The organism is Roseibium suaedae (assembly GCF_900142725.1).
Classification (GTDB): Bacteria; Pseudomonadota; Alphaproteobacteria; order Rhizobiales; family Stappiaceae; genus Roseibium; species Roseibium suaedae.
In genome coordinates this window covers 539,690-566,554 of record NZ_FRBW01000002.1, presented here as the reverse complement: position 1 = coordinate 566,554, position 26,865 = coordinate 539,690, and the positions used below count along the sequence as shown (strand labels likewise).

General features: G+C 58.7%; 25 protein-coding genes. 7 read left to right on the top strand and 18 right to left on the bottom strand.

Annotated features, from left to right (window positions below):
• Positions 1–49: 49 nt before the first annotated feature.
• Complete coding sequence (locus BUA94_RS09710) at positions 50–607, bottom strand: recombinase family protein (RefSeq protein WP_175558027.1); 558 nt, start codon at positions 605–607, stop codon at positions 50–52.
• A gap of 104 nt (positions 608–711) precedes the next feature.
• Here BUA94_RS09710 and BUA94_RS09705 point away from each other — a divergent pair, with 104 nt between their 5' ends.
• Positions 712–2,142 (top strand): NCS1 family nucleobase:cation symporter-1, encoded by a 1,431-nt coding sequence (locus BUA94_RS09705; RefSeq protein ID WP_073012353.1) that lies wholly within the window; start codon positions 712–714, stop codon positions 2,140–2,142.
• A gap of 97 nt (positions 2,143–2,239) precedes the next feature.
• On the opposite strand, the gene BUA94_RS09700 is transcribed toward BUA94_RS09705, so the two are convergent.
• Entirely contained in the window at positions 2,240–3,466 is a 1,227-nt protein-coding gene (locus BUA94_RS09700) for an MFS transporter (protein ID WP_073012349.1), read from the bottom strand.
• A 161-nt stretch (positions 3,467–3,627) separates the two neighbouring features.
• Between BUA94_RS09700 and BUA94_RS09695 the strand changes: the two genes are divergently transcribed.
• Together BUA94_RS09695 and BUA94_RS09690 are read left to right on the top strand one after the other, a co-directional pair.
• Positions 3,628–4,416 (top strand): AraC family transcriptional regulator, encoded by a 789-nt coding sequence (locus BUA94_RS09695; protein ID WP_073012346.1) that lies wholly within the window; start codon positions 3,628–3,630, stop codon positions 4,414–4,416.
• A gap of 65 nt (positions 4,417–4,481) precedes the next feature.
• Complete coding sequence (locus BUA94_RS09690; RefSeq protein WP_073012343.1) at positions 4,482–4,907, top strand: universal stress protein; 426 nt, start codon at positions 4,482–4,484, stop codon at positions 4,905–4,907.
• A gap of 571 nt (positions 4,908–5,478) precedes the next feature.
• Here the strand turns inward: BUA94_RS09690 and BUA94_RS09685 are convergent.
• From BUA94_RS09685 to BUA94_RS09660, 6 genes are all read right to left on the bottom strand, one after another.
• Positions 5,479–6,654: a vWA domain-containing protein gene (locus tag BUA94_RS09685; protein ID WP_073013787.1), complete on the bottom strand. Its 1,176-nt coding sequence runs from the start codon at positions 6,652–6,654 to the stop codon at positions 5,479–5,481.
• A gap of 191 nt (positions 6,655–6,845) precedes the next feature.
• Positions 6,846–7,907 (bottom strand): YcjF family protein, encoded by a 1,062-nt coding sequence (locus tag BUA94_RS09680; RefSeq protein WP_073012340.1) that lies wholly within the window; start codon positions 7,905–7,907, stop codon positions 6,846–6,848.
• Complete coding sequence (locus BUA94_RS09675) at positions 7,904–9,409, bottom strand: YcjX family GTP-binding protein (RefSeq protein ID WP_073012337.1); 1,506 nt, start codon at positions 9,407–9,409, stop codon at positions 7,904–7,906. Before BUA94_RS09675 ends, BUA94_RS09680 begins: the two co-directional genes overlap by 4 nt.
• A gap of 72 nt (positions 9,410–9,481) precedes the next feature.
• The gene (locus BUA94_RS09670) at positions 9,482–10,003 is read right to left on the bottom strand and encodes a SixA phosphatase family protein (RefSeq protein ID WP_073012334.1); all 522 of its coding nucleotides are present in this window, start codon (positions 10,001–10,003) and stop codon (positions 9,482–9,484) included.
• A gap of 109 nt (positions 10,004–10,112) precedes the next feature.
• Complete coding sequence (locus BUA94_RS09665; protein ID WP_208980037.1) at positions 10,113–10,637, bottom strand: hypothetical protein; 525 nt, start codon at positions 10,635–10,637, stop codon at positions 10,113–10,115.
• Positions 10,637–11,482, bottom strand: coding sequence for an AAA family ATPase (locus BUA94_RS09660; protein WP_073012332.1), 846 nt, complete (start codon positions 11,480–11,482; stop codon positions 10,637–10,639). Before BUA94_RS09660 ends, BUA94_RS09665 begins: the two co-directional genes overlap by 1 nt.
• 85 nt (positions 11,483–11,567) lie before the next feature.
• Between BUA94_RS09660 and BUA94_RS23295 the strand changes: the two genes are divergently transcribed.
• The 4 genes from BUA94_RS23295 (at position 11,568) to BUA94_RS09645 (ending at position 16,633) form a co-directional block, all read left to right on the top strand.
• Positions 11,568–11,777: a hypothetical protein gene (locus BUA94_RS23295; RefSeq protein WP_139251074.1), complete on the top strand. Its 210-nt coding sequence runs from the start codon at positions 11,568–11,570 to the stop codon at positions 11,775–11,777.
• A gap of 11 nt (positions 11,778–11,788) precedes the next feature.
• Positions 11,789–13,171 carry a flagellar hook protein FlgE gene (locus tag BUA94_RS09655; protein WP_073012329.1) on the top strand — a complete coding sequence of 461 codons (1,383 nt, stop codon included), beginning with the start codon at positions 11,789–11,791 and terminating at the stop codon, positions 13,169–13,171.
• A gap of 64 nt (positions 13,172–13,235) precedes the next feature.
• Complete coding sequence (flgK, locus tag BUA94_RS09650) at positions 13,236–15,089, top strand: flagellar hook-associated protein FlgK (protein ID WP_073012327.1); 1,854 nt, start codon at positions 13,236–13,238, stop codon at positions 15,087–15,089.
• A gap of 8 nt (positions 15,090–15,097) precedes the next feature.
• Positions 15,098–16,633: a flagellar protein gene (locus BUA94_RS09645; protein ID WP_073012324.1), complete on the top strand. Its 1,536-nt coding sequence runs from the start codon at positions 15,098–15,100 to the stop codon at positions 16,631–16,633.
• A gap of 116 nt (positions 16,634–16,749) precedes the next feature.
• Here BUA94_RS09645 and flaF read toward each other — a convergent pair whose 3' ends face one another.
• The 10 genes from flaF to BUA94_RS09595 all read right to left on the bottom strand — a co-directional run bounded on the left by flaF (position 16,750) and on the right by BUA94_RS09595 (position 26,707).
• Positions 16,750–17,124: a flagellar biosynthesis regulator FlaF gene (gene flaF / locus BUA94_RS09640; RefSeq protein ID WP_073012323.1), complete on the bottom strand. Its 375-nt coding sequence runs from the start codon at positions 17,122–17,124 to the stop codon at positions 16,750–16,752.
• Positions 17,087–17,500 (bottom strand): flagellar biosynthesis repressor FlbT, encoded by a 414-nt coding sequence (flbT, locus tag BUA94_RS09635; RefSeq protein ID WP_073012321.1) that lies wholly within the window; start codon positions 17,498–17,500, stop codon positions 17,087–17,089. The genes flaF and flbT overlap by 38 nt, the downstream gene beginning before the upstream one ends.
• 89 nt (positions 17,501–17,589) lie before the next feature.
• Positions 17,590–19,095 (bottom strand): flagellin N-terminal helical domain-containing protein, encoded by a 1,506-nt coding sequence (locus BUA94_RS09630; RefSeq protein ID WP_073012320.1) that lies wholly within the window; start codon positions 19,093–19,095, stop codon positions 17,590–17,592.
• Positions 19,096–19,538: 443 nt separating this feature from the next.
• Positions 19,539–21,050: a flagellin N-terminal helical domain-containing protein gene (locus BUA94_RS09625; protein ID WP_073012318.1), complete on the bottom strand. Its 1,512-nt coding sequence runs from the start codon at positions 21,048–21,050 to the stop codon at positions 19,539–19,541.
• A 241-nt stretch (positions 21,051–21,291) separates the two neighbouring features.
• Positions 21,292–22,452, bottom strand: coding sequence for a flagellin N-terminal helical domain-containing protein (locus tag BUA94_RS09620; protein ID WP_073012316.1), 1,161 nt, complete (start codon positions 22,450–22,452; stop codon positions 21,292–21,294).
• A 183-nt stretch (positions 22,453–22,635) separates the two neighbouring features.
• Positions 22,636–23,796, bottom strand: coding sequence for a flagellin (locus BUA94_RS09615; protein WP_073012314.1), 1,161 nt, complete (start codon positions 23,794–23,796; stop codon positions 22,636–22,638).
• A 248-nt stretch (positions 23,797–24,044) separates the two neighbouring features.
• Positions 24,045–24,434, bottom strand: coding sequence for a hypothetical protein (locus BUA94_RS09610; protein WP_073012312.1), 390 nt, complete (start codon positions 24,432–24,434; stop codon positions 24,045–24,047).
• 361 nt (positions 24,435–24,795) lie between these two features.
• Complete coding sequence (locus BUA94_RS09605; protein ID WP_073012310.1) at positions 24,796–25,284, bottom strand: flagellar protein FlgN; 489 nt, start codon at positions 25,282–25,284, stop codon at positions 24,796–24,798.
• Entirely contained in the window at positions 25,281–25,589 is a 309-nt protein-coding gene (locus tag BUA94_RS09600; RefSeq protein ID WP_073012308.1) for a rod-binding protein, read from the bottom strand. The genes BUA94_RS09605 and BUA94_RS09600 overlap by 4 nt, the downstream gene beginning before the upstream one ends.
• Positions 25,590–25,591: 2 nt before the next feature.
• A complete protein-coding gene (locus BUA94_RS09595) occupies positions 25,592–26,707 on the bottom strand; it encodes a flagellar basal body P-ring protein FlgI (protein WP_073012306.1) in 1,116 nt (371 codons plus the stop codon).
• Positions 26,708–26,865: the final 158 nt, after the last annotated feature.

The following is a 26,865-nucleotide window of genomic DNA, read 5'->3' as shown; positions in this document are numbered from 1 at the left end:
CCTGCCGATCTCAACTGCGAAGTGAACCTGGAAGGCGTGGCTTTCCGGGTTATTTCAGCATGGAGGTCTTGAGGCGGGAAATCGTTGAGCGGCTGACGCCGAGCAGCCGCCCGACTTCAGCTGCCGAGGTGCCGATCCGCAGCAGTGACAGCGCCTTGAGGCGTTCAGGCTCCGAGAGCTTGCTCGGACGGCCGATCGAGATGCCCACCACATCCGAGTGACTTTCGTCATCCGCATGCGAGAGTGCGCTCAGCTCCACTTCGAATGCCACAAGCCCGCGCAGCGTCTGAAGCATTTGCGAGACCGAATTGGTTCGCGTGTCGCACCAGGGTTCTGCGAGCGAGCGGAAAGACGCGCCCTTTTCCGTTACCTTTTCCAGAAAATACAGAAGATCCGGGGCCGATCTGGCAACAGCGGCCAGTCGTGTGGCAATGACCGTCACACCGGGGCCGATCTCTGCCAGGAACTCCTCCATGTTGGAGGCGTTCACCAGACCATCGTCGCTCTTGTCCTTCCAGACCTTTTCGCAGCCTTCGCTCTTCAGCGCAGCGATCTGAAGTTCCGACTGGTACCAGCGCGAGGACACGCGGGCGTAACCGATCTTCAAGATGACGTCCTCCGATTTTCCATTGACTTTTGCACGTAATTTTGCACGGCTTAGGCATTGATACACAATAGGCGGAAAACCGCCAGTACAGATGGGGACTATCAATGCTAGACAAGCTGGAAATCAAGGGGAGAGATCCGTCTCTTTATAACGAGGACCTGGCGCCCATTCCGCTCTCCAAGCGGACCTGGGGCTGGTTCGAGATCTTCAACGTTTGGGCCAATGACGTTCAGTCGCTGTTCGGCTACACACTCGCAGCCTCGCTTTTCCTGACCTATGGCCTCAATGGCTGGAGCGTCTTCGCCGCCATTCTCGTGGCTGGTTTCTTCGTGATGTGGCTGGTGAACCTCATGGGTCAGCCCAGCGTGCAATATGGCATTCCCTTTCCTGTGATGGCACGGGCCAGCATGGGGGTGAGGGGCGCCAATTTTCCTGCCATCGTGCGCGCCATCGTTGCAATTTTCTGGTACGGGGCGCAGACCTATTTCGCATCTACCGCTGTAGCGCTCCTGATCCATGCCCTGACCGGTGGCGCAAACCCCGAGGCGGCGACGTTCCTTGGCATGACGGCAATCGACTGGATCGCGTTCCTTCTCGTCTGGGCGTTTCAGATCTGGCTGTTCTGGAATGGCATCGACTGGATCACCCGCTTCCTGAACTGGGCGGGACCGTTTGTCTATTTGGTGATGATTGTCCTGGCTGGCGTGATCTGGGCCAAGGCCGGCAGCGGTTTGATGTCGGAAATGGGCAACATCTTCCAGGGTACAAGCACCTATGAAGGCTCGAGCTTCGGCGCCTTCATGGCCATCGTCGGCACGATGATCGCCTATTTCGCGGCGGTCGTGATCAACTATGGCGACTTCTCGCGTTTCGTCCGCAGCCAGTCGGAGATGAAGAAGGGCAACCTTCTCGGCCTGCCGCTGAACATCGCCTTCTTCTCGCTCATTGCCCTGGTGGTGACGGCGGGCACGGTTGCCGTTTTCGGCGAGAGCCTGACTGAGCCGACGGACATCATCGAGCGGGTGAACTCCGTGCCCTTGACCATCGTTGCAGCCCTGATGTTCTTCGCGGCAACCGTTGGCATCAACTTGGTCGCCAACTTCATTCCGCCGGCCTATGACCTTGCCAACCTCATGCCCTCGAAGATCAATTTCCGGGTAGGTGGTCTGATCACTTCCGGCTTTGCGCTGATCATCGGCGGTCTGTGGGTCTCGACCATCAGCCAGATCGGCATCTTCAATTTCGTGAATACCCTTGGCGCCATTCTGGCTCCTGTCTACGGCATCATGATCGTCGACTATTACATGCTGAAGGGCGGGAAGCTGGATCTGGAACAGCTGTTCACGGCCGATCCTTCCGGCATGTACTACTATGACAATGGCTGGAACCGTACCGCGATGATCGCCTTTGGTCTCGCCGGGATCTTCTCTGTTGCCACTGTCTGGGCACCCGCTCTTGCCGACCTGTCCGGGTTTGCCTGGGTGATCGGGGCCGTGCTTGGGGGCGGTCTCTACTACGTGCTGGCCAAGCGCTAGGCCGCTCCTTTTGTTCGCCCGATAGAGGCGCGTCAAATGAAAAGCCCGCGGAAAGCAGACCTTCCGCGGGCTTTGTCCTTTTGGAAATCTGACCGGATCAGGCTGGCTGGGCTGCCGGGCGGGGCAGGAACCAGAAGTCGACTTCGTTGCCTGCATCCGGATCCGAGGGGATGAAGGAGGCCAGCACCAGACTTATGAAGGCCATGCCTGCCCCGATGAGGAAGACGGCTTCCGGCGAGGCGAGCCAGATCAGACCGAAGGTTGCCGGAATGAACACGGCGGCAATGTGGTTGATGGTGAAGGCAACGCCAGCCGTCGGTGCGATGTCCGGCGTATCGGCGATCTTCTGGAAGTAGGTCTTGATCGCGATGGCGATGGCAAAGAAGGCGTGATCCACCACATAGAGCCCTGCGGCGACGTGCTCGTTCGTGACATAGGCATAGGACACGAAGACCAGGATCAGGCCGATATATTCCAGCATCAAGGCCTTGCGCTCGCCGTACTTGACGATCAGCTGACCGATCTTGGGTGCGAGCAGCATGGAGAACAGGCCGTTGAGCAGGAACAGGGCGGCCACTTCATGAACGTGGTAGCCGAACCGCTCCACCATCAGGAAACCTGCAAAGACCGTGAAGATCTGGCGCCTGGCACCGGCCATGAAGGTCAGGGCGTAATAGAGCCAGTAGCGCTTGCGCAGGAACAGTTTCTTGCGCTGGGGCACGCCTTCCCGGAAGCTCGGAAATGCAAAGACGACGAAGGCCAGAACCACCAGTGTCAGGCAGCCTGCGATCAGGAAAACGGTCGTGAAGGACAGATCAAAGGTTTTCCACCCGGCAAAGATCAGCCCATAGGCGATCAGCTGGGCAAAGGCTCCGACCGAGACGATCTTGCCCATGGAGGCTGCTGCCGTTGCCTTCGGCAGCCACTGCAGGGACAGGGACTGGTTCATGGTCTCGTAATAGTGGAAGCCGACGGACATCACGAAGGTGGTGATGTAGAAGCCGGTTGCCGAGGGAAAGTAACCAGTTGCCGCGACGCCGACGCCCAGGAAGGCGAGCGAGACGTACGCCAGCGTCTGCTCCCGCATCACCAGCAGGAAATAGATCGCGGCAAAGGACAGAAAGCCCGGAATTTCGCGGATCGACTGCTGAATGCCGATCTCCTTGCCGGTGAAGGCAAGTTCCTGAACGGCGAAATTGTTCATCAGGTTCCACCAGGCCGCAAAGGACAGCTGCATGGCACCGGCCATGATCATCAGCAGAACGGCAGGGGAGCGCCAGCCGGACGGGGCGCCAGTGTCGGCAATGCGGGTAAAGTAGCTCATGTTCAATCTTGGGTCGTTGTTGTCTTGCTACAGCGTTTTATCCGGGAAGGTGGCTTGCGTGTTAGCGGTATTTCGTCAAGATATGTCTCTGAGGCGCCAAAGTGACGCAGCTTCCGCCTGAAGCCGCGCAGGAGACTGAGGGACATTCCGGGCGAAGTTTCATGAGCATTCATCCTGAACTCTACCAGTTGCCGGAAGACCTGCCGGATGTGCCCCTGCTGGGCTATGCGAGCGCCGGAAAGCGCGGCCAGCAAAACGAATGGCATCATCACCCCGCCGGGCAGCTTTATCATGTGATCCGAGGCTCGGCCGCGCTGGAAACCCAGACCGGCACCTTCTTCGTGCCGCCGGAGCGGGCGGTGTGGATCCCGGCCGGGATCAGCCACCGGGGCCGTTATCTGGCCGAAACCGACATCCGCTTTCTTTATGTGGCCGAGAATGCCGCGCCCGGTCTTCCGCGCTCGACGGTGGTGGTCCAGGTCACGCGGCTGCTGCGGGAACTGATCCTGGAGTTCATGACCTTTTCGCGGGCGGAGGTTCTGGAAGGACCGGCCGCGCGCATCGCGGCGGTGATCCTTGATCAATTGCGGGTTCTGCCAGAGGCGCCGCTGCAATTGCCCATGCCGCGGGATGGCAAGCTGCGCGCCTTGTGCGAGCATATTCTGGTCTGCCCGGCGGAAGTGCCGGGTCTCATTGAGGCCGCGGACCGGTGTGCAACTTCCGTGCGCTCCTTTGAACGGCGCATCGTGCAGGAAACCGGTCTGAGCTATCGCAGCTGGTGCCGGCAGGCAAAGCTCTTCCGCGCGCTGGAATTGCTGGCGACAGGGATGAGCGTTTCGGATGTGTCCCACCGGCTGGGCTATGAGGGGCCAAGCGCTTTCGTCTCTGTCTTCCGCAAGGCCTTCGGCGTCACGCCCGGACGATATTTCGACAACCCGTCAGCTGTTTGATGTAGCTCAAGGAAGGTTTTGGTCTGAAGTTTAAGTATCCGGACAGATGAAGTCTGGAGAACGAAATGTTCAAGAAGATCCTGGTGCCGGTTGATCCGGCAGAGCCTGCCTTTGCCGAAGAAGCTCTGAAGAAGGCCGCTCAATTCTCCCGCGAGCATGGCAGCAAGGTTCATTTGCTGGGTGTTTGCCCGGAGGTGCAAAGCTTCGTCGCCAGCCAGTTGCCGGAAGGCTTTCAGGAAAAGGAAGAGCGCGAGACCCGCAAGATGCTCGATGATCTGGCCAAGGGCATGGACCTTGCCGCCGGTGCCGTCGACACGGAAGTGCGTACCGGTTCCGTCTATCACGAGGTCATCGACAGCGCCCAGGAAACAGGCTGCGACCTCGTGCTCATGACCAGCCACAAGCCGGGCCTTGCCACCTATTTCATCGGCTCCAACGCCGCCCACATCGTCCGCCACGCCCCGTGCTCCGTCATGGTGCTGCGCGGCTGAGGCAAGATCCCTCAGGGCAAGAGGATCACATCCCGGCGGATAAGATGCGGACCGGGAAGGGGAGGCGTCCTATCCTCGCTTTGAGGCACCGGGACTGGCGGGCAGCAAGCCTTCCGGTCCCGGTCTTGTTTTGGGGCATTGAACTCTCGAAACGCGGGCGTTGGAGTATGTTGCCCATGCTTCGAGACGGACCTTCGGTCCTCTTCAGCATGAGGGGGGCAATACTCCTTCCGAGTCGAGAGCTTTGCTTGCGCGAAGGGCTTCACGGGTAAGGTTGGTGCCTTACCCCACTCACGGTCGTCATCCTCGGGCTTGACCCGAGGATCCATGCCGTCTCGTTTCTGCTCGGCTTCGCCTTGCTTGAGGCAATGTCACGGCCTGGATGCCATGGTCAAGCCATGGCATGACGGAGGAGAGGTTATGCCCTCCATCTCCTCGGCGTTATCCCGCACCTGACATTGGTACCAATCCGCTCCCCGGCGGAGGTGAGAGCCGGTCATGCCTGGAGCTTTTCTTTCATATTGTTCCAGCGTACTTCCACTTCGTCCTTGCTGTGGCCGGAATGCATGCCCTACCGCGCCAGCTCCTTCATGGCCTCTGTCAGGCCTTCCACGGTTAGCGGGAACATGCGATTTTCCATCAGCTCGCGGATCATGCGGATGGAGTGGGTATAGCTCCAGTGGGCCTCGCGCACCGGGTTGAGCCAGACCGCGCTCTTGTAGAGCTGGGTCACCCGCTGGATCCAGGCGCTGCCCGGTTCCGCGTTCCAGTGCTCGACCGAGCCGCCCGGATAGGCGATCTCATAGGGGCTCATGGAGGCATCGCCGACGAAGACGACCTTGTAGTCCGAGGGGTATTTGTGCAGTAGGTCGAGGGTGGTGATCCGCTCGGAATGCCGGCGGCTGTTCTGCTTCCAGACGAACTCGTAGAGGCAGTTGTGGAAGTAGAAATGCTCCATGACCTTGAACTCGGTCCGGGCCGCCGAGAACAGTTCCTCGCAGATGCGGATATGGTCGTCCATCGACCCGCCGATGTCGAAGAACAGCAGCACCTTCACCGCGTTGCGCCGTTCGGGACGCAGCTTGACGTCCAGAAGGCCCTTGTGGGCGGTGGAGCGGATGGTGCCGTCCAGATCCAGTTCTTCGGCAGCGCCTGTGCGGGCGAAGTGGCGCAGGCGTTTGAGAGCCACCTGGATGTTGCGCGTGCCGAGGGCCTGGCTGTCGTCCAGATCCTTGAATTCCCGCTTGTCCCAGACCTTCACCGCCCGGCGGTGGCGGCTCTTGTCCTGACCGATGCGCACGCCTTCCGGATTGTAGCCATAGGCGCCGAAGGGGGAGGTGCCTGCCGTGCCGATCCACTTGTTGCCCCCCTGATGGCGGGCCTGCTGCTCCTTCAGGCGCTCGCGCAGGGTCTCCATCAGCTTCTCAAAGCCGCCGAGCGCCTCGATCTGGGCCTTTTCTTCTTCCGTGAGATGCTTTTCTGCCAGCTTGCGCAGCCACTCTTCCGGAATGTCGCCGGAGGGCGCGTCGCTCAAAAGGTCCAGCCCCTTGAACACTTGGCCGAACACCCGGTCGAACTTGTCCAGATTGCTCTCGTCCTTCACCAGCACGGTGCGGGCGAGATAATAAAAATCCTCCACCCGCCGCTCCGCCAGATCCTTCTCCAGCGCTTCCATGAGCGTGAGATATTCCCGCAAGGAAACGGGAACTCCGGCTGATTTCAGTTCTGTGAAGAAATTGATGAACATGGGAAGAGGGTAGCGGGAAAGGCTGGGGCGGGGAAGGGGCATTAGGCCCTCACCCGGCGCTTCGCGCCGACCTCTCCCGGTCCCGGGAGAGGTGATTGGGGGCATTCGAGAGACCGGGGGATGGGGGCGGCAAACTCTGTTTGCACCTCTCCCAATGCTGGGAGAGGTCGGCGCGAAGCGCCGGGTGAGGGTTAGCCCTGCTTGTCTTGCTTTTCAGCGCGGCTCACCAGTTCGCCCATGAAGTCCGAGAGCTTGGGGCCCTTGCCAGCGAGGAAGGGGGCGGGGCGGCAGACGGCGATGGCGGCGATGCCGATGCGGGCGGTGAGGAGCCCGTTGATCACCCCTTCGCCCAGACGGGCCGAGAGGCGGGCTGCCAGGCCGTGACCCAGCACCTGGGAGGCGAGACTGTCGCCAGCCGCCATGCCGCCGGTGAGCGCCAGATGGGTAGCAACGTGGCGGGCCAGGCGCAGGAAGCCAAGCGTGCCGGGCCGCCCGCCGTAGAGTTCTGACAATTGGCGGATGGTGCGCATGTTGACATAGAGCACGGCCAGAAGGTCCACGAGTGCGCGGGGGCTGACAGAGGTCACCAGCGAGACGTGTTTCGCGCTGGACATGACCAGGGCGCGGGCTTGGGCATCCAGTGGAGCCAGAAGGTCCCGTTCGGCCAGAATGACGAGATCCCGTCCGTCGATCACTTCCCGCATGTGGCCGGCCAGAATCTGCCTGCCATGGGCGGTTTCGGGACGGCCGGAATAAAGTGCCGTCAACTCTCCCAGGCTTTTCTGGGCAGCTTTCGTATCGTTCCGGCTTGCAGCGTCGCTCAAAGCCTCCCGCAGGTGGTCGATCTTGGCCACCCGGCGCAGGGACAGGAGTTCGGATGCGATCAGGCCGAGAAGACCGCAAACGGCCAGGGCAGCCAGAGCAACACCGGTCCAGCCCAGCCAGTCGGTGCGGGTGAAGAGATCCCGGATCAGGGAATCGACAGCAAGGCCCACGGAAAGGCTGACAAGTCCGCCAAGGCCGATGGCGAGCCATTTGCCAAAGCCTGTCTTTTTCCGTTTGGCGGGAAGGCTCGCAGTACTGGCCCCGGCAGCAAGATCGTCTTCCGTCAGGTCGGGAAGAATGACGGCTTCGCCCTTGAGGGGGCGGCCCAGATCGTCCGGCCCGAAGCGCACCTTGTCTTCGTCGAGAACAAAGGCTGCCGGTTTGCGCCGTCCGTTGCCTGGTCCGGCATTGGGGAATTGATCGCTCATGTCAGCCGGTCTCCGATCAGGAATTCAAGCGCCCGGTCGAGGCGGATGTGAGGCAGTGACAGGGGCATGCCTTCGGCAGTCCTGTCCAGGCGGGGAGGACGGAAGCGCAGGAAACGGAGGTCTGTTCCCGGGTCTTCATGGGTCTTCTGAGCTTCGTCTTGAAGTCCCTCAGACTGTGAGTCAAAGGCCTCGAAAAGTGAGTCCGGATTTTCCGGCAAGTCTCCGGGAAACATGGCGATTTCCCGTTCGCCGTCGAAGGCGCGGTCGTCGATTGTCTCACCGGGAAGTGGCGTTCCCAGAATGGCGGGCAGCTCCTGTCCGTCCTGTTTGACGGTCGCTTCACGGGTTGCCCGAACGGCTGCCATGGCCAGCACTTCGACCTCCGCGCCGCTGAATTCTGCCCGCTCTATGCCCTTTGCCACCAACCGCTTCAGGATCTTCTGCAACCGGTCATGATCGTCCCGGTGAAGGTGGTCGGCTTTGGTTGCGGCAAAGAGAATGCGGTCGATCCGCCGGGTCAGGATGGAACTCAGCCAGGACCGTTTTCCGGGCCTGAAGGCGGTCAGGACCTCGCTCAGGGCGGACTGCAGGTCAGACAGGGCAGTCGGTCCGGCATTCAGGGCGTGAAGCGCGTCGACAAGCACGATCTGCCGGTCAAGGCGGGCGAAATGATCGCGGAAGAACGGGCGGATGACGTGGGTCTTGTAGGCCTCGAAGCGGCGCTCCATCATGGCCTGAAGAGTGCCGGGCCGGCCTGCTATGGCATCGAAGGGAATGTCCAGCGGGGCGAAGGTGAGCGCAGGCGAGCCATCCAGATCTCCGGGCATGAGGAAGCGGCCAGGGGGCAGCATCGACAAGGCAAGGGCATCGGTCCGGCAGGCGGCAAGATAGGTCTTGAAGGCCGAGGAAAGGCGCTGGGCCTCCATCTCGCTTTCCGGGCCCTGCGGATCAAGGCTGGACGCAATCGACAGCCATTCGTCCGACAGGGCGGACCGGTTGGTGCTGCGCGCAAGGCGGACGGCCTCTGCAGAAAACTCGGCGTAGGACTTCTTCAGCAGCGGCAGGTCGAGAAGCCACTCGCCCGGATAGTCGATGATGTCGAGGTGAAGTTTGCCCGGTCCCAGCTTGCGGCTGAGATAGGAAGTGCTCTCAAACTCGATTGTCAGGCGCAGTTCGGAGACCTGCCGGGTCGAATGGGGCCAGACCCGGTCGCCTGTCAGCGCGGCCACATGGGCTTCATAGTCGAAGCGCGGTACGGCGTCGTCGGGCTGCGGCTGCAGATAGGCGCGGGATATCCGGCCGCCAGAGGCCGCCGAGAAGAGCGGGAGCCGTCCGCCATGGATGAGATTGTGCACCAGCGCGGTGATGAACACGGTCTTTCCGGAGCGGGCGAGACCGGTGACACCAATGCGAAGGGTCGGAACCGCAAGGCCGGTGGCCGCATCGCCGAGATTTGCCAGAGCCAGACGGGCTTCGTCCGCGAGAGATTGAAAGCTTGCCAAATGATGGACCTCCAGAACCGCATGTAGGAAGCGGAGCGGCAGCCTGCAATTGGCCGCCGCTGACCGGCGGGGTCACATCCCGGGCAAGTTCCGCGGCTTGATGAAGTGGACAAGAGCGCCCGTTCCCGGCTCCAGCTTGCTCCAGTCTTCCAGGTCGAAATCCAGAACGCAAAGACCGCCGGACGGATACTTCGCTTCCATATCCGCCTTCAGGTCTGCCGGCCCTGTCCCGAACAGCTCGTGAGCCGTTTCTTCGGTTGCCGGATTGTGGCCGATGACCAGCAGGGTGCGGGAGGAGCCGCCCTGTTTGCGGATCTGCGGAAGGTAGGTGTCTTCGCTCTGGTCATAGAGTGCGCGCAGCAGCCGTATTTCACCTTCGCGTGGCAGGAAGGGCATGATGCCGGCCAGGGTCTCGCGGGTTCTCTGGGCGGTTGAGCACAGGATCAGATCCGGAAACAGGCGGTTTGCCGCCATGAATTGCCCAATCACGGGTGCGGCTTTCTGACCCCTGGGGTTCAGAGGTCTGTCCGCATCGGTCAAGGTGCTGTCGGACCAGTCTGATTTTGCATGGCGCAGCAGGATGAGGCGGGCCAAGAGTTCCTCCTGAGTGGGATCTGGATACCCGCCATGTAAGCGACCCCAGGAGTTTTCGCCAGCCCCTCAGATAAGGTTCGTGCCGGATCAGTTCTAGATCAGTTCCAGATCAGTTTTGCCGGGCAAGCAGGTCTTCGAACGCCTTGAGGACGGGTGCGATATCTCCCTCCTGAGAGGGGAGAGAATAAGACATCCAGAGACTGTAATCCGACTTCTTGCCGTTAAAGTACCAGAGTGTTTCGCACAGGATGCCCGGTGCCCAGTCCCGGGTCTGGAAGGAAATGCCGCGGCTGGCGGGGCCGGTCAGGGAAACCTCGCGGAAGCCCGCGGCCTTGTAGTCACGCAGAAAGGCTTCCGCCGCCTTGGCGCCTGTTCCGCCAAGGTGAGACCGCAGCACAAGCTGCATCCCGGCGTCCCCGGCATAAACACATCCTGCCATCCGGTCTGCATCGGCCGACAGGAGTTTTGTCCGGAAGACGAAGCCGACCACATCCGGGCAGCGCAGGCCGGAGAAATGGCGCACGCCATAGACGTCCGGCGTCCATTCGCTCTCGTCGTTGTTTTTGACCTGCGCCAAGGCCCCCTGCCAGGTCAGCAGGGCGAGCAGGGCAGCTGTCAGCAGCTTGAGCTGCATTACTGCCGCTCCCGCCGGTTCATGAAGGCCAGCCGTTCGAACAGATGCACATCCTGCTCGTTCTTCAGCAGGGCACCATGCAGCGGCGGGATGACGCTGGCGGTATCGGACCGGCGCAGGACTTCCGGGTCGATGTCCTCATTGACCAGAAGCTTGATCCAGTCGATCAGCTCGGAGGTCGACGGCTTCTTCTTGAGGCCCGGCACATCACGGATATCGTAGAACAGTGTCAGGGCCTCGTTCAGGAGGCGCTGCTTCAGGCCAGGGAAGTGAACTTCCACGATTTCGGCCATCGTTTCCTTGTCGGGGAACTTGATGAAGTGGAAGAAGCACCGGCGCAGGAAGGCGTCAGGCAAATCCTTCTCGTTGTTGGAGGTGATGATGACCACCGGGCGACGAATGGCCTTGATGGTCTCGCCCGTTTCGTAGACGTGGAACTGCATCCGGTCGAGCTCAAGCAGCAGATCGTTCGGAAACTCGATGTCTGCCTTGTCGATTTCATCGATCAAGAGCACAGGCCGTTCCGGTGCCGTGAAGGCTTCCCAAAGCTTGCCCTTGCGGATGTAGTTGCGGATGTCGCGGACGCGCTCGTCGCCCAGCTGGCTGTCGCGCAGGCGGGAGACGGCATCGTATTCATAAAGGCCTTGCTGCGCCCGTGTGGTGGATTTCACGTGCCACTCGATCAATGGTGCATGAAGGGCGGCAGCAACCTGTTCAGCAAGGATGGTCTTGCCGGTGCCCGGTTCCCCCTTGACCAGAAGCGGCCGCTCCAGGGCAACGGCCGCATTGACGGCGATCCGCAGATCTTCAGTGGCAATATAGCTCTCAGTGCCTTCAAAACGCATGATGGACGTCCGCTCCTTCTGTTGACCAAAGAGTAGAGGCAGGACCTGGGGAGGGCAAGACAGCGGCAGGTGGGCAAGAGTTGCTATGCAGTGTTTGCTGCAGCCTGAAGAAATTGCCGGACAAGCAGGGAAACTTTTGCCGCCGGGTCGTTTTATGCCGGGCAAACATTGGAAAAAAAGAAGTCAGATTTCTTCTAAGATATTGAATTTTATAGAAATAAAAAATCGCCTGGCAGTTGGCATGCCCTTTGCGATCCTCTTCTCAGTTTTTTCAGGCTGGGCCTGTGTCACTTAAGAGGATGTGAAATGGGTATCTACGGGGCAATCAATTCGGCGGTGTCCGGGCTCACGGCGCAATCCAAGGCGCTGGAGAACCTGTCTGGTAACGTCGCCAACTCGCAAACCACCGGTTACAAGCGTCTCGATACGACCTTCTCGGATCTGGTGTCCGGAGCAGGGTCTCGTCAGGCGGATCAGGTTGCCGGGACCACCTATGCGACCTCTCGTGCCACGAATGGTCTGCAGGGCGATATCTCCTCCGTGGATGTCGATACCTACATGGCGATTAATGGTGACGGCTATTTCGTTGTGACGACGGCTTCCGACGTGATTGACGGTAAGACCACCTTCGCCAACGAGAGCTACTACACCCGTGCTGGTGACTTCGACATCGATGATGATGGCTATCTCGTCAACTCTGCCGGTTACTATCTGACGGGCTTTGCTCTCGATGCGACCACCGGCAACGCTGTTGGCGATACGCCGTCGGTCATCCAGATCAATGATGAGCCGATCCCGGCAAAGGCGACGACCAGCATCGACTATCAGGCCAACCTGCCGCTGGTTCCGAAGACCACCAACTACGACGGTGTGGACCGGGATACGGCCCTGCTGGATACAGCAACGCTCGGAACGGGTGACATTGCTGCGGCTGATGAAGATGCCTTCATTGCGCAGTCGATCTCCGGCGGCTCCATCACGGCCTATAACGAAAATGGTACGCCGCTTGCCGTTGAAGTGCGCTGGGCAAAAACCGTCAATGCTGACGCTTCCGTGCCTGTCGAGGATACCTGGAGCATGTTCGTCAGCTCCGGCGGCAATGATCCGGCATGGCTGGAAGTCGGCAATGCGACCTTCGACAGCAGCGGCAAGATCACGGGCCTCGTGGCTGGTACCACTGGTACAGTCAATGGCACTGGCGATGGCTTTGACATCGCTTCGCTCACCGTTGGTGATGTGACTGCAACGGGTATCGAAGTGTCCTTTGGTTCAACTTCTCTGACCCAGTACTCCGACTCCACCGGTGTCGCTACCTCCGTCTCGCTTGAGCAGAACGGTTACGCGGCAGGTGAGATCGTCGGGATCTCGATCGATGAGTCCGGCCGCATCAACGCGACCTACTCCAACAGCCAGACCCGTGGCCTGTTCGAAATCCCGCTGGCGACCTTCGAAGCTGACCAGAACCTTGAGCGCGTCAATGGTGCTGCTTTCAAGGCAACTCCGACTTCCGGTGTTGCGTCCCTGACTGGCGGTGGCTCGATCCTTGCCAAGCGTCTTGAGCTGTCCAACGCGGATATCGCTTCCGAGTTTGCCAAGCTGATCATCACCCAGCAGGCCTACTCCGCGAACTCCAAGGTCGTGACCTCGTCCAACGACATGTTGGACTCCGCGCTCAACATGGTCCGCTAACAGAACCTGACCCCCGGCGGGAGAAGCCCGCCGGGTCCGTCCCTGAGGTGAAGGAGACACCGACATGGGTTTGACCTCTGCCCTGAATACGGCATTGTTCGGCATCCAGTATAACCAGCGTCAGATCGACGTTACGGCTGGAAACGTCGCCAATGCAGATACTGTCGGATATTCCGCGAAATCCGTTCAGGCGAACGTCTTCTTCGATTCTTCCGGCAATGTGACCGGCATCGTCTCCTCCGATATCATCCGCAAGATCGATGAACGGATCCAGAGCGCCTATTTCTCCTCTCTTGCCGACAACAAATACGCCAACCAGATCGCCGATTTTACGGATCGTCTGGACAATATTATCGGCACGCTGGATGACGGGTCAGGTCTTGCAAACCTGGCTACGGAATTTGCCAACAGTCTCTCGGCTCTGGTCAATAATCCCAGCTCCAATTCTGCCCAGGCAGAGGTTGTTGCAGCTGCGGATGCGCTGGCACGCCAGCTGAACCGCACCTACGCCCAGATTGATGACCTGCGTCAGGACGCGGACTCCTCCCTGCGGGTACAGACCCAGGACGTCAACAATCTGCTCGGCAACATCAAGGACGTTGACGACAAGATTCTCGAGGCAAAGGCGCTGGGCATCGCCACGGCTGAACTGGAAGATCAGCGGGACCGTTATGTGGAGCAGCTCTCCGGCTATCTCGATATCCGGGTCGAGGAAGACAGCAACGGCACCCTGAAGATCTCCACCCAGAATGCCCAGCAGCTTTATGCAGACAATCGCGTCTCTACCCTGAGCTTTGAGGCAACTCCCTCCCTGCAGCCGGGGCAGACTGGCGCAACGGTCGTTGTGACGACGCCGGGGGGCTCGAAGTATGATCTGATCCAGGCCTCTTCTTCCGGCTCCATGGTGGCGCTGGCGCAGATCCGCGACGATGTGCTGGTCGAGGCTCAGGCGCAGCTGGACACCATTGCGGCTGAAATGTCGCTGGCCATGTCCAACGTCAATGTTGCGGGCACAGAGACCACTGTGGGCGCAGAGAGCGGCTATACGCTGGATCTGTCTGGCCTGCAGTCGGGCAATACGGTTTCCCTGAGCTACGTGGACTCCCTCGGCAACACGCAGAACGTTTCCTTCGTTGCGGTCGACGATGCCTCCCTGCTTCCCCTGGACAATTCTGCGACGGCCCGTGCGGATGATGTGGTCTACGGGATCGATATTTCCAGCGGCAACACGGCCGACTATGTCACCCAGATCATCGCAGCTCTGGCAGCGACGGACCTTGCTGTCAGCGATGATGGTTCCGGCAATCTTCAGGTGCTGGGCGATACGGCGACCAACACAAGTGTCACGAGCCTCAGCGCAAACGTCACTCCGACCGCATCAACCGATCAGGGGCTTGGTCTGGCCATCTTTGTGGACACCCGCAACGGTGAAGAGCTGTTCACGGATGCTCTGGAAAATGGTGGTCAGCGTACGGGCTATGCCGCGTCAATTGCGGTCAGCTCCGGTCTGTTGGCCGATAGCAGCCAGCTTGTGACTTATGAGACGATCCCGGACACAAATTCGGCCAATGACTCCTCGCGCGCTGAGTATCTGATGAACGCGCTGGCCAATGGCAGAACGTCCTTTGATCCGTCGACCGGGATTGGCAGCTCGAAGACCCCTTTTGAAGGGTCGATCCTGTCCTACGTCAACCAGGTGATTTCCTATCAGGGCAATCAGGCAAGTGATGCTCAGGCCTACTCAGAGGCCAAGCAGACAATGACCTCGAACCTGGCGATCCGATATGAAGAGAGCTATTCGGTGGATGTGGATGCCGAGATGGCCTTCCTGATCCAGTTGCAGAACGCCTATTCGGCGAATGCGCGGGTCATGCAGACGGTCAATGAACTCTTCGATGCCCTGTTGAACGCGGTATAGGTGCAGTTATGGCAGTCGACAAGATCACCACGTCCCGTGCCTACATGACCAAGCAGGTCACCACCCTGAGCAAGACGCTGCAGGAAAAGACCACCCAGCTTGCGACCGGCAAGGTCTCCAACACCTATGGCGGGGTCGGCAACAGCCGCCTGCTCGATCTGGAGCTGACCCAAAAGGTCGGGCGGATCGAGGCCTACCAGGACACCATCGTCACCGCGGAATTGCACATCAAGTCGCTCAACCTGACGCTGGAGCGGATGGAAGAGCTGCGCATCGATTCCAAGTCCGCCATCGATCCGAACGACTTCGAGCTGCAGTCCGATGGCCAGACCCGTTCGCAGGCGACCGCAGAGGTGCTTCTGTACGAGGCCGTCAGCCTTTTGAATACGGAAGTCGCCGGATACTTCCTGTTCGGGGGCTCGGATGCGGACCAGAACCCGGTTTCAGCCGTAAGCGCCATTCTCGACGGAGCAGACGGCAAGGACGGATTGCGGACGGTCATGTCCGAATATGCTGAGGCGAACCTCGGTCCGAACAACAATGGACGCCTGGACGTGTCCGCGCTCACGACGAACTATGCCGGTCCGATCCCAACGGACTCCACCTTCACGATCGCAGAAGATGGGGCCCATGATTTCGGCTTCGATATTTCCTCTGTCACCAACGGTCTTTCCAATGTTGCCGTGACTGGCCCGGGCGGCGGGGATCCGGACAGCTTTGATATTTCCTTCACAGGCCAGCCGACTGTCGGTGAGACCATCTCCATCACGCTGACCTTGCCGCCGGATCATACCGAGCCGGTGACCATCGAGCTGACAGCCAAGTCGTCCGCAAATTCGGCAGACAGTTTCGCGATCGGCGCAGACCTTGAGGAGACTGCGGCAAACCTGCGGGCTGCCATCAGCACGGCTCTGGAAGAGCAGGCATCCACCACCCTTCGGGCAGCGTCCGATGAATGGGCGGGCAGCCAGTTCTTTGACACCTTTGGTGGGACGGAGCCCATGCGCGTCGACGGGCCTCCCTTCGACACTGCGACAGGTCTGGTCGCAGGTGGATCGACCACTGTCTCCTGGTACACAGGCGAGAACACGGCGACGACGAATGCCCGTGAAGACAAGAGCGCTGCGATCGATGACAACCTGATCATCAACTACGGCGCCCGTGCCAACGAGCAGGGCCTGGCAGATGTGGTGAAGTCTCTCGCGATCTTTGTCGCCACCGATTTTACCGGCGGGACGGATCAGGACGAGATCTACTACTCGCAGCTTGCGACCAATCTGCGCGGCATTCTCCAGCCTTCGACGACGGATCAATCCGGTATCGTGGACATTTCGACGGAAGTCTCGATCGCACACCGGACCCTGTCCGCGACGTCCGACCGGCACCTTCAGATGAAGTCCAGCTATCAGACGACCATCGACGAGATCGAAGGGGTGGACAAGGAGCTTCTTGCGGCCGAGATTTTGCAACTGCAGACGAACATCGAGGCGTCCTACAGGGCATCGTCCATCGTCTACAATTTGAGCCTCGTGAACTATCTCTAGCCCTGAGGGCGTTTTGCTGACCAGGGCGATCAGTCACTATCGTTAACGAAAACGGGCCGGAGCAGCTCTTGAAAGCGCTTCGGCCCGTTTCTGTTCGATCTCTGGTCTTTTCCGGATTATTCGGCCCGTGCCCGCAGCCCTTCGGCGATGTTGCGGTTGATGGAGATCAGGGTGCCGAGTTTTTCCGGCTGGGGATCCATCATAACGGCCATGGTCTGCTTGAAGACGAAAACGCCAAGGGTCGCCAGATTGTTCTTCACATCCTGGGGGAGGGGGTTCTCGTCGCTGGTCGCAGAGGTCACGAGGACCGTCCAGAGCTTGCGATTGTAGGTCAGCGCTTCATCTTTCTCGGCGAAGGACATGTCGTCCCATTCGTCCTTGATCAACTGGAGGCGTGCCGCAGCTTTCATGAGTAGCGTCGCTTCGAGTTCACGAGGCGAAACCGCTACCTGGCTAGTCTTCTGATATGCCTGCGCTGCCTGCTTGTACATGACCGATCAGCGTCCTCTCGTAATCGATGAGCTTTCGTGCTTCTTTTAGGGCCTTGTAGAAGGCGCCCGAGATGATCGCATTACTAATACGTGTAACGTATGGAATGGTGCTCGGCGCTGCCTTCACGATGTCATTTACTAGGGTGAAGTAGTTCTCCTGAACCTTATCAACGTCGCTGGAGAGATACATGAGCTGAACCGCGAGATAGACGCGTTTGGCTGGTGTATTCGCCGTAGCTGGGGTGAGGATGTCCTTTTCCCTGAGTATGGGCGCCTTGCCTTCGATGAAAAGACGGGTTCGCTGGCTGTCATTCGTGATGACTGAATCGCCAATGATAATCCGCTCACCTGGTTTCAACTCGACCTTGAGCGCCATTCCTTGACCTCCAAAAGAAAGTATCCCGCAGCAACATTGAGCAAAAGTTAACGGGACACCCGAGTTTTTTTACTTTTGGCCTCTTTGGTTTAACCGAAGAGGCTCAGAACGCTCTGTTCTGCCTGGTTGGCGAGGGACAGGGCTGTGGACGAGAGCTGCTGCCGGGTCTGGAGAGCCAGCATGTTCGCCCCTTCCTCGTTCATGTCCGCAATCGTCAGTGCGCCAGCGCCCACTTCCAGAGTGTTGATCAACTCACTGGTGAAGTCGGTTCTGATCTGCACGGTGGACAGGCTGGTGCCCAGGTTTCCGGCGCTGGACCGCAGTTCGTCGAGGGCCGCATTGATCGACTGAAGGATGCGCTCGATGTCCGTGTCGGCCGCGAAGTCGGAGTCTGTTGCGGTCAGCTTGACGGTGCCGTCGGTCGTGGCAAGCCGGTCAATGTTGAAGTCCTTGTTGCTGCTCGTGATGTCAAAGGACACATCACCGATCAGGCTGACGCTGCCTGAGGCAAAGTTTGCATCAAGGCCTTTGACGCCCTTGATCAGGCTGACAAGGTCACTGACAGTGGTGTCTTCGTCGATTTCGAGAGAGGCTGCTTCATAGCCATTGCCATCGGTGATGTAGAGCGTGTCGCCAACCTTGAAACCGCCTGAATCCGAAAGGGAAGCCGCTGCGGTCATGACGGTCGTGGTCAAGGTCGTCGTGCCGGTGCCAACGCCGCCGTTCGTTGCCGTACCGCCGCCTGCGTTGTCCTTGGAAACGCTGAGTGTCACGGCAGGATCCATGCCGGAGACAATGGTGATCTGGTCCGTGGTTTCGTCGAAGCTTGCCTTCACGCCCTGAAGGTCATTGAGGGCGTTGATGTAATCCTGCACCGTTTCGATCTCTCCGGTGCCGGATCCGACCGTGAAGGTCTTGGATGTGGTGCCGTCCGAAACTGTCACGACATCACCGTCCGCCCAGGAGGCAAGGTCCGTCAGCTTGGAAGAGGCCTGAAGCCCGGTCAGATCAATGGTGGTCGAACCGGCAGCAAGGGTAAAGGCAGAGGTTGCTCCTGCTCCTGTACCGAGATCCGAAAGCGACAGACCCGTGGAAAGGCTCGTGTCCGTGTAGTCAACCGGATGGACGGTCAGGTTCGAGGTGCTGTCTTCGTTGAAGATGACCTGGAGCTCGTTGCCGGCACCGGCGAGAAGGTTCTTGCCCTTGTAGTCGGAGTCGCGTGCAAGATCTTCGATCTGCTCCAGGATCTCGTTGTACTGTTCGGCGTATGTCTTGCGCTGAAACTCGCTTTGGGTCTGAAGCGCCTGGTTGGCGATTGCCTTGGCGGATTCCACAAGCTTTGTGATGCTGGTGATGCCCTTGTCCGCTGCCTTGATGGTCTGAACAGCCTGGCCCATGTTGTCGAGCAGGTTGGTCAGATCACTGGCGCGGTCGTTAAGCCCTGCTGCAGTGAAGAATGAGTTTGGATTGTCGAGCGCCGAGTTCACTTTCAGACCCGTAGCCAGACGGTTCTGCGTCGTGGACTGGAGCTTGGCTGTGTTCTTAAGCGACAGAAGGTTGTCGCGAACGGCGCTGGAAAGGACGATATCGCTCATCTGACTTTACCACATCTACATGCAGCACCCAGGAAATCAGGTGCAACTGTTCAACACCTTCAGCATGAAGGTTGAGAGCCTTAAGTGTAAATGGAAAGTTAACCGGAGTTGCGAGTGATAATGTTTTGGTAACAGAGGTTACCAAGAGAATTCTTTTAACTATATGAAAAATATGAATAAAAAAATCATGCTCAATGAATGGATTAACCTTTTCGAGCGGGTGGGGAAGGGAAATCTCGTAAACACACCCGTTGTTTGCCGTAATTTGAGTCCATCGATTCTGAGTCGGATTTGCCGCTGAGGCGTAATATTCGATGTCCTTGAGAGGCTTAGCCGCGGCTATCGCAGGAGGCCAGAAACGAAAACGGCGGCCCGTGGGGACCGCCGCAATCTGTGTCTGATTGTCAGGTTGTGAGTCGTTGTGACAACGACCCCGTCTCTTATTAGAAGAGGGACAGCACCGTCTGGTCCGCCTGCGACGCGAACGACAGGGAGGTGGATGCGAGCTGCTGCCGGGTCTGCAGGGCGAGCAGGTTCGCGCCTTCTTCGTTGGTGTCGGCCAGAGTGAGCTTGCCTGCACCTTCCTGAAGGGTGTTGATCATGTTCTTCGTGTAGTCCTGCCGGATTTCAACCGTGGAAAGGTTGGTACCGAATTCAGAAGCCTGAGAACGAAGGTTGGACAGAGCCGTGTTCAGGCGGTCCAGAACCTTGTTGATCTTGGTGTCCGAAGAGAAGCCGGAGTCAGTGACTGCTTGAACGCTGACACCAACAGTATCTGCCGTGAAGGCGCTGGCGTTGAAGTCGTTCTTGTTGTCGCTTGCGAGCGTCAGGTCGGTGTCGCTTTCGATCGTGACCTTGCCCGTACCGGTGTTGAAGGAGGCGCTCACGCCATTGAAGTCATCGATAAAGTCGATGAGGTCTTCAACCGTGGAGTCTTCTTCGATCTCAAAGGATCCCAGCTCGTAGCCGTTGCCGTCTTCGAGGGTCAGCACATCGCCAACGGCGAAAGATGCGGAACCGGTCAGAAGCTGCGTGGACGCAGTGAAGTTGGCGCTCGTAACGGAGGTCAGATCTGCGGGAGCTGCGGTGGCTGCACCAGCATCGGTATTGTAGAGGTAGACATCATCGTTCGAGGTGATCGACAGCTCGCCGGTCTTCTCGTCAAGTTCAGCCTTCACACCAGCAACACCGTCCAGCGCGGTCACGAGATCAGCAACAGTGGTCGTTGCGCCTACAGTCAAGGACGTGACAACGCTGCCGCCGCCGGAAGCTGCGGTACGCAGTTCGATCACGTCACCAACTTCAAGGCCGGTGTAGTCGGAGAGCAGGGAGCCGGAGCCCAGTGCGTCGCCGCTGCCATCCAACAGCGTGATGGATGAGCTGCCGCCTTCGAGCTGGAAAGAGCTCGCGCCACCCTTGGCTTCTGCCAGATCGGTCAGGTTCAGACCGGTCGACAGGGTGGTGTCGGTGTAATCGACTGCAGTGATGGTCTGCTTGGACGTCGCATCTTCGTTGAAGATTGTGGTCAGATCGTTGCCGTCACCTGCGAGAAGGTTCTTGCCCTTGTAGGAAGAGTCCTTCGCTACGTCTTCGATCTGCTCAAGCAGGTCGTTGTACTGCTTGGCGTATTTGGCGCGCTCGAACTGGCTCTGGGTCTGCAGGGCCTGGTTGGCCTTCGCCTTGGCGCTCTCGACCAGATCAGTGATCGTCGAAATACCCTTGTCAGCGGTCTTGATGGTCTGCAGGGACTGGCCCATGTCATCCAGCAGGGTGCTGAGGTCGTTCGCGCGGGAATTGAGGCCCGATGCGGTGAAGAACGAGTTGGGATTGTCGAGAGCGGAGTTCACCTTCAGACCGGTCGCCAGCTTGTTCTGGACGCCAGACATCATCTCTGCGGTTGACTGAAGGGTGAGGAGGTTCTGCCGCACGCCTGCGGAGAGTGTAACTTTATCCACGAGTGTTCCCTTTCCTGGGTCCCGAATTTCAGCCGCTCTTCCTGAGCGGGTTAGGCAGGATCATCTTCTGTTAACCCTAACCAATGGTTAAACCCTCCCAAAATAGGGTTAACAATCGGTTAAGGCGTTCCAGGAAAAGGAAATTTCCGTTAGGGAATCAACGCGCAAGTTGATGGAAACTTGCGAAAAAAAACGGCGGATCCGAGGACCCGCCGCTTTGGTTTTGGGAATTTCAGATCTCTTAGAAGAGACGAAGCACGTTCTGGTCTGCCTGAGCTGCCAGGGACAGGGACGTGGAGGCCAGAGACTGCTGGGTCTGCAGGGCCAAAAGGTTTGCACCTTCTTCGTTGGTGTCGGCCAGGGTCAGCTTGCCGGCGCCTTCTTCCAGCGTGTTGATCATCGCGTTGGTGAAGTCCTGACGGTTCTGCACGATCGACAGGTTGGTACCGAACGTGGAGGCCTGGGACCGCAGGGTGTCCTGTGCCTTCTTCAGGGACTTCAGCGTCTTTTCGATGTCGGAGTCCTTCGCGAAGGAGGAGTCCGTGCTGGACGTGGTCAGATCGGCGTTGCTGTTGAAAGCCGTCGAACTGGACGAGATCGTCAGCTTGAAATCGGAGGTCGTCGTCAGGGAACCGCCGGTGAGGTCGGTGCTGACACCTTCGATATCATCCAGGGCATCCTGCAGATCCTGAACGGTGGTTTCGTCAGTGATCTTGAGGCTGCCGACTTCGGTGCCGTTGGAGTCCGTGAAGGTGAGGGTGTCACCTGCGGTGAACTCGGCATCGTCCGTCAGCAGGTCGCCTGCAGTCAGAGCTGCAGAGCCGGTTGCCGTGGAGTTCAGTGCGATGGTGGAAGTGCCTTCGCTTGCCAGCGTCAGGTCGGAAAGATTCAGACCGGTCGAGGACGTGGTGTCGGTGAAGTCAACTGCCGAGATCGCGAGGGAGGACGAACCATCTTCGTTGAAGGTCACGCTCAGGTCGTTACCATTGCCGCCGAGCAGGTTCTTGCCCTTGTAGCCGCTGTCCTTTGCGATATCTTCGATCTGCGTCAGGAGTTCGTTGTACTCCTTGGCATACTTGTTACGCTCGGACTGGCTGGAGGACTGCTGAGCCTGGCTGGCCTTTGCCTTTGCGGCGTCGACCAGATCGGAAATGGCTTCGATACCCTTGTCTGCTGCCTTCAGCGTCTGCACCGACTGGCCCATGTCATCGAGGAGGGTGCTCAGATCGCTTGCGCGGTTTTCGAGGCCCTTCGCGGTGAAGAAAGAATTCGGGTTGTCGAGAGCAGAGTTTACTTTCTTACCAGTAGAAAGTTTTTCCTGAACAGAACTCATCAACTTGGAAGTTGACTGAAGAGAGGTCAGGCTGGAGCGCACAGCGCTGGAGATGGTGATGCCACCCATTTTCTAATTCCTTCCTAGAATTAAAATTTACAAGAACCTTCCTGGTTCTCGAGGGTGATAATCTATTTTCTCGAGTAAATCGCAAGTAAATGAACATGGTTACTGAGAATTAACCTTAACAGATTACTTAACAAAAAGATGGCGGATACGAATACCCGCCATCGTTCAATGGGTTCGTGAACCTTAGAAGAGACGAAGCACGTTCTGCTGTGCCTGGGCTGCCAGGGACAGGGACGTGGAGGCCAGAGACTGCTGGGTCTGCAGGGCCAAAAGGTTTGCACCTTCTTCGTTGGTGTCGGCCAGGGTCAGCTTGCCGGCGCCTTCTTCCAGCGTGTTGATCATCGCGTTGGTGAAGTCCTGACGGTTCTGCACGATCGACAGGTTGGTACCGAACGTGGAGGCCTGGGACCGCAGGGTGTCCTGTGCGCTCTTCAGGGACTTCAGCGTCTTTTCGATGTCGGAGTCCTTCGCGAAGGAGGAGTCCGTGCTGGACGTGGTCAGATCGGTGTTGCTGTTGAAAGCCGTCGAACTGGACGAGATCGTCAGCTTGAAATCGGAGGTCGTCGTCAGGGAGCCGCCGGTGAGGTCGGTGCTGACACCTTCGATATCATCCAGGGCATCCTGCAGATCCTGAACGGTGGTTTCGTCAGTGATCTTGAGGCTGCCGACTTCGGTGCCGTTGGAGTCCGTGAAGGTGAGGGTGTCACCTGCGGTGAACTCGGCATCGTCCGTCAGCAGGTCGCCTGCAGTCAGAGCTGCAGAGCCGGTTGCCGTGGAGTTCAGTGCGATGGTGGAAGTGCCTTCGCTTGCCAGCGTCAGGTCGGAAAGATTCAGACCAGTTGAGGACGTGGTGTCGGTGTAATCGACCGAAGAGATCGATAGCGAGGATGAGCCGGTTTCGTTGAAGGTCACGCTCAGGTCGTTACCGGTGCCGCCGAGCAGGTTCTTGCCCTTGTAGCCGCTGTCCTTGGCAACGTCTTCGATCTGCGTCAGGAGTTCGTTGTACTCCTTGGCATACTTGCTGCGCTCGGACTGGCTGGAGGACTGCTGAGCCTGGCTAGCCTTTGCCTTTGCTGCGTCGACCAGATCGGAGATGGCTTCGATCCCCTTGTCCGCTGCCTTCAGCGTCTGCACCGACTGGCCCATGTCATCGAGGAGGGTGCTCAGATCGCTTGCGCGGTTTTCGAGGCCCTTCGCGGTGAAGAACGAGTTCGGGTTGTCGAGAGCAGAGTTTACTTTCTTGCCGGTGGAGAGCTTTTCCTGAACAGAGCTCATCAGAGAAGATGTTGCTTGAAGAGAGTTCAGGCTGGAGCGCACGGCGCTGGAGATGGTAATGCCACCCATGTCAGAGTTCCTTCTGTTTTACTGACGCCATTCCTTCTGAATGACCAGTGAACTCTGCTGGGAATATTTGTATTGATTCCTAACTAACTTGGTTACTGGAATTTAATGCTAAGACTCTATCAATTTTTATAGTTAATCTCATTTACCATAGTTGAGATATACTTAGTTGTGCATGAAAAAACCCGCTCGCGGAAGGTGCGAAGCGGGTCAGGTGGTTTGGAGGATCTTGCTCTGTTGTAACGCGGGTGTCAGGCTGTCTTGACCGTTGACTGGGCCTGTTGCTGCGGCACGGCTGCTTGTTCGGAAAGAACCTTGGCATAGGCCCTAAGGCGGCGAAGTGTCTCGCTGGGGACCTGACGGACAACCTCTCCCGTGTCGCTGTTGGTGGCGACATAGATATAGCTTTCGCTCTCCGGGTCGAGAATGTTCTGCTTGTCGAGTTTGGCCTGAGCAAAGGGGAGATCGTTGCGTTCGTTCTCGGCGGCGCGCCGAAGTTCCGTAACGTCGCTTGCGGGCTTTACCGTACTGGAGACCGGCAACTCAGTAGTGGCTGCAGGTTCAACCCGTTCCGGTGCGCGTGCGGCCGGCGTAATTGCCGTATAAGACGGCGACGGTGCTCTCAGAAATGCCGTTTCCATCGTTTCATCCTCCGGGTCTGCTCAAAAATACTAACCCGATTCCAGGAAAACAATAAAACGGGGGAATGAATCCTCTGTTAATAAAATAATTACAATTTTAACTAGATCGGATCTGCTATTTGATTCGACTAACAGTCAATGACCAAGTCAAGACCTTTGCACTGATTTGTGCCGGTATGATGGCGGAAAAAGCAAGGCAGCCAGGATCGGGTGATCCGGCTGCCTTGCTTCTTGGAACGTCCTGTCAAAAGAACGGATTGGGAGATCTCGAGGTCTTCGCTGCCCCGATACTTCAATGAATACATTGAAGTATCGGGCCGATGTCTTTGCAGGCACGGCAGCCGTGCCAGGAAGCCGCGCCCTACAAAGACCGGTTGATGGCTATGCCGCTTGCGGGGCGCGGGGCCTGCGGGTGAGAGCCTGCCGGACCATAGGTCGTGCTCTTCTGCTGGGCGCCTACTGCCTTGGCCACGCTGGAAACAATATTGTTCGCCACTTCCCGGGCGGTTGCCAGAACGGCCAGATTGATGCGCAGAAGCGGCTGGAATTCCGCATGCTGACGCTTCAGGTTCTGTGCGGCGGCCGGCGCCAGATTGCCAAGGGCAACCGAATTGTCCTTCGCGCACATCATGCCGCGTGTGTATTCATGAATGAAGCGGGCTTTCTCCGGCTGGAGGGTGCCAGCCTCGCGCAGCTTGCCGTCCCGGACCAGAGCGGTCTCGTTTTCAATGATCCGCAAAAGACCTTCCATGGTGGTGGAGAGGGCTGCGCAAAACTGGTTCGCCTCTGTCGGAGTCGTCGGCCGTTCCAGAGAGAAAGGCAGTTTGCTGGTTTCGGTCTGGGCATTCATTGGGAGCTCTCCTGGAGGGCGAGTAGTTCACGTTCCACCGCGCCGGCAATGCCAATGCCGCCGGCCTTTGCAATGGTGTTTGCGTATTCGTCGATCAACATGCTGCGCCAGGCATCGGAGCCTGTGCCGCCACCCCACGTGCCGCCTTCGCCCAGATCCGTGAACATGGGTTCCAGCATGTTCTTCAGAAACGAGGCTTCAAACTGCTGGGCGGTCTCATGGACGCTGGCCTTGTCCTTGCGGTTGAAGTTGTTCAGCGTGTGGAGCGGATTGGTGCGGCCTCCGGCCGGAATATTGTCATACATGATCAGAGAACCTCGATATCGGCCTGAAGGGCGCCAGCGGCCTTGATGGCCTGCAGGATGGTGATCATGTCGCGCGGGCCAATGCCGAGCGCGTTGAGACCATCCACGAGCTGCTTGAGGGTGACGGTTTCGCCGACAATGGCGAGCTTCGCGTCCGGATCCGTATTCACCAGAACGTCTGATTGCGGGGTGACGGCAGTCTGGCCTTGAGAGAAGGGCAGGGGCTGTGAGACTTGCGGGCTCTCGGCAATGGTGACCGTCAGATTGCCCTGGGCAACGGCAACAGTCGAAACCTTCACATCCTGGCCCATGACGATGATGCCGGAGTTTTCGTCAATGACGACCCGGGCAGCCAGATCCGGTTCCACGATGAGCTGCTCGATGTCCGTGATCAGGTCGACGATGTTGCCATCATACTGGCGCGGCAGTTCAATACGGACCGTGCCCGGATCCATGGGCTCTGCTGTCGGCAAGCCAATCAGCTCATTGATGGACAGGGCAATGCGGCGGGCGGTGGTCAGATCAGGGTTGCGAAGCGCCAGACGCAGGCTTGTCAGGGAAGCGAGCTTGAACTCAACTTCACGCTCGACCAGGCCGCCGTTGGCGATACGGCCGGAGGTCGGGACGCCGCGCACAACGGAGGCTGCGTCGGCCTGGGCGGAGAAGCCGCCGATGGCGACCGACCCTTGCGCGATGGAATAGACTTCGCCGTCTGCGCCGACCAGCGGTGTGACAAGCAGTGTGCCGCCTTGCAGGGAACCCGCGTTGCCAAGGGCGCTGACCGAAACGTCGATCCGCGTGCCCTGGGTGGCGAAGGGCGGCAGGTTGGCCGTTACCATGACGGCGGCAACGTTGTTGGTGTTCAGATCCACGTCACGGGTGTTAACGCCAAGGCGTTCCAGCATTGCCTGCAAGCTCTGCTTGGTGAAGGGAGAGTTCCGCAGGCTGTCGCCCGTTCCGTTCAGACCAACCACGAGGCCGTAGCCGATGAGCTGGTTTTCTCGGATGCCTTCAAAATCTGAGATGTCCTTGATCCGGGAAGCCGCAAGGGCAGCCGACGTCAGGATCGTCAAGCAGATCGCAACAGCAAAGAGCCTGTAGATGGTGCCGGATGTCATGGGTCGTCCCGTTTCAAGAAGAAGGCTGCCGGTATCATCCGGCCGCCGGAAATTGCTCTTCCTAGAATGCGAGGGACGTGCCAACTCGGGCTTCTAGGTTCAGTATCTTGAAAAGGCGCGGAAAATGGCCATTTACTTCCTCATGCAACGGGTATTTT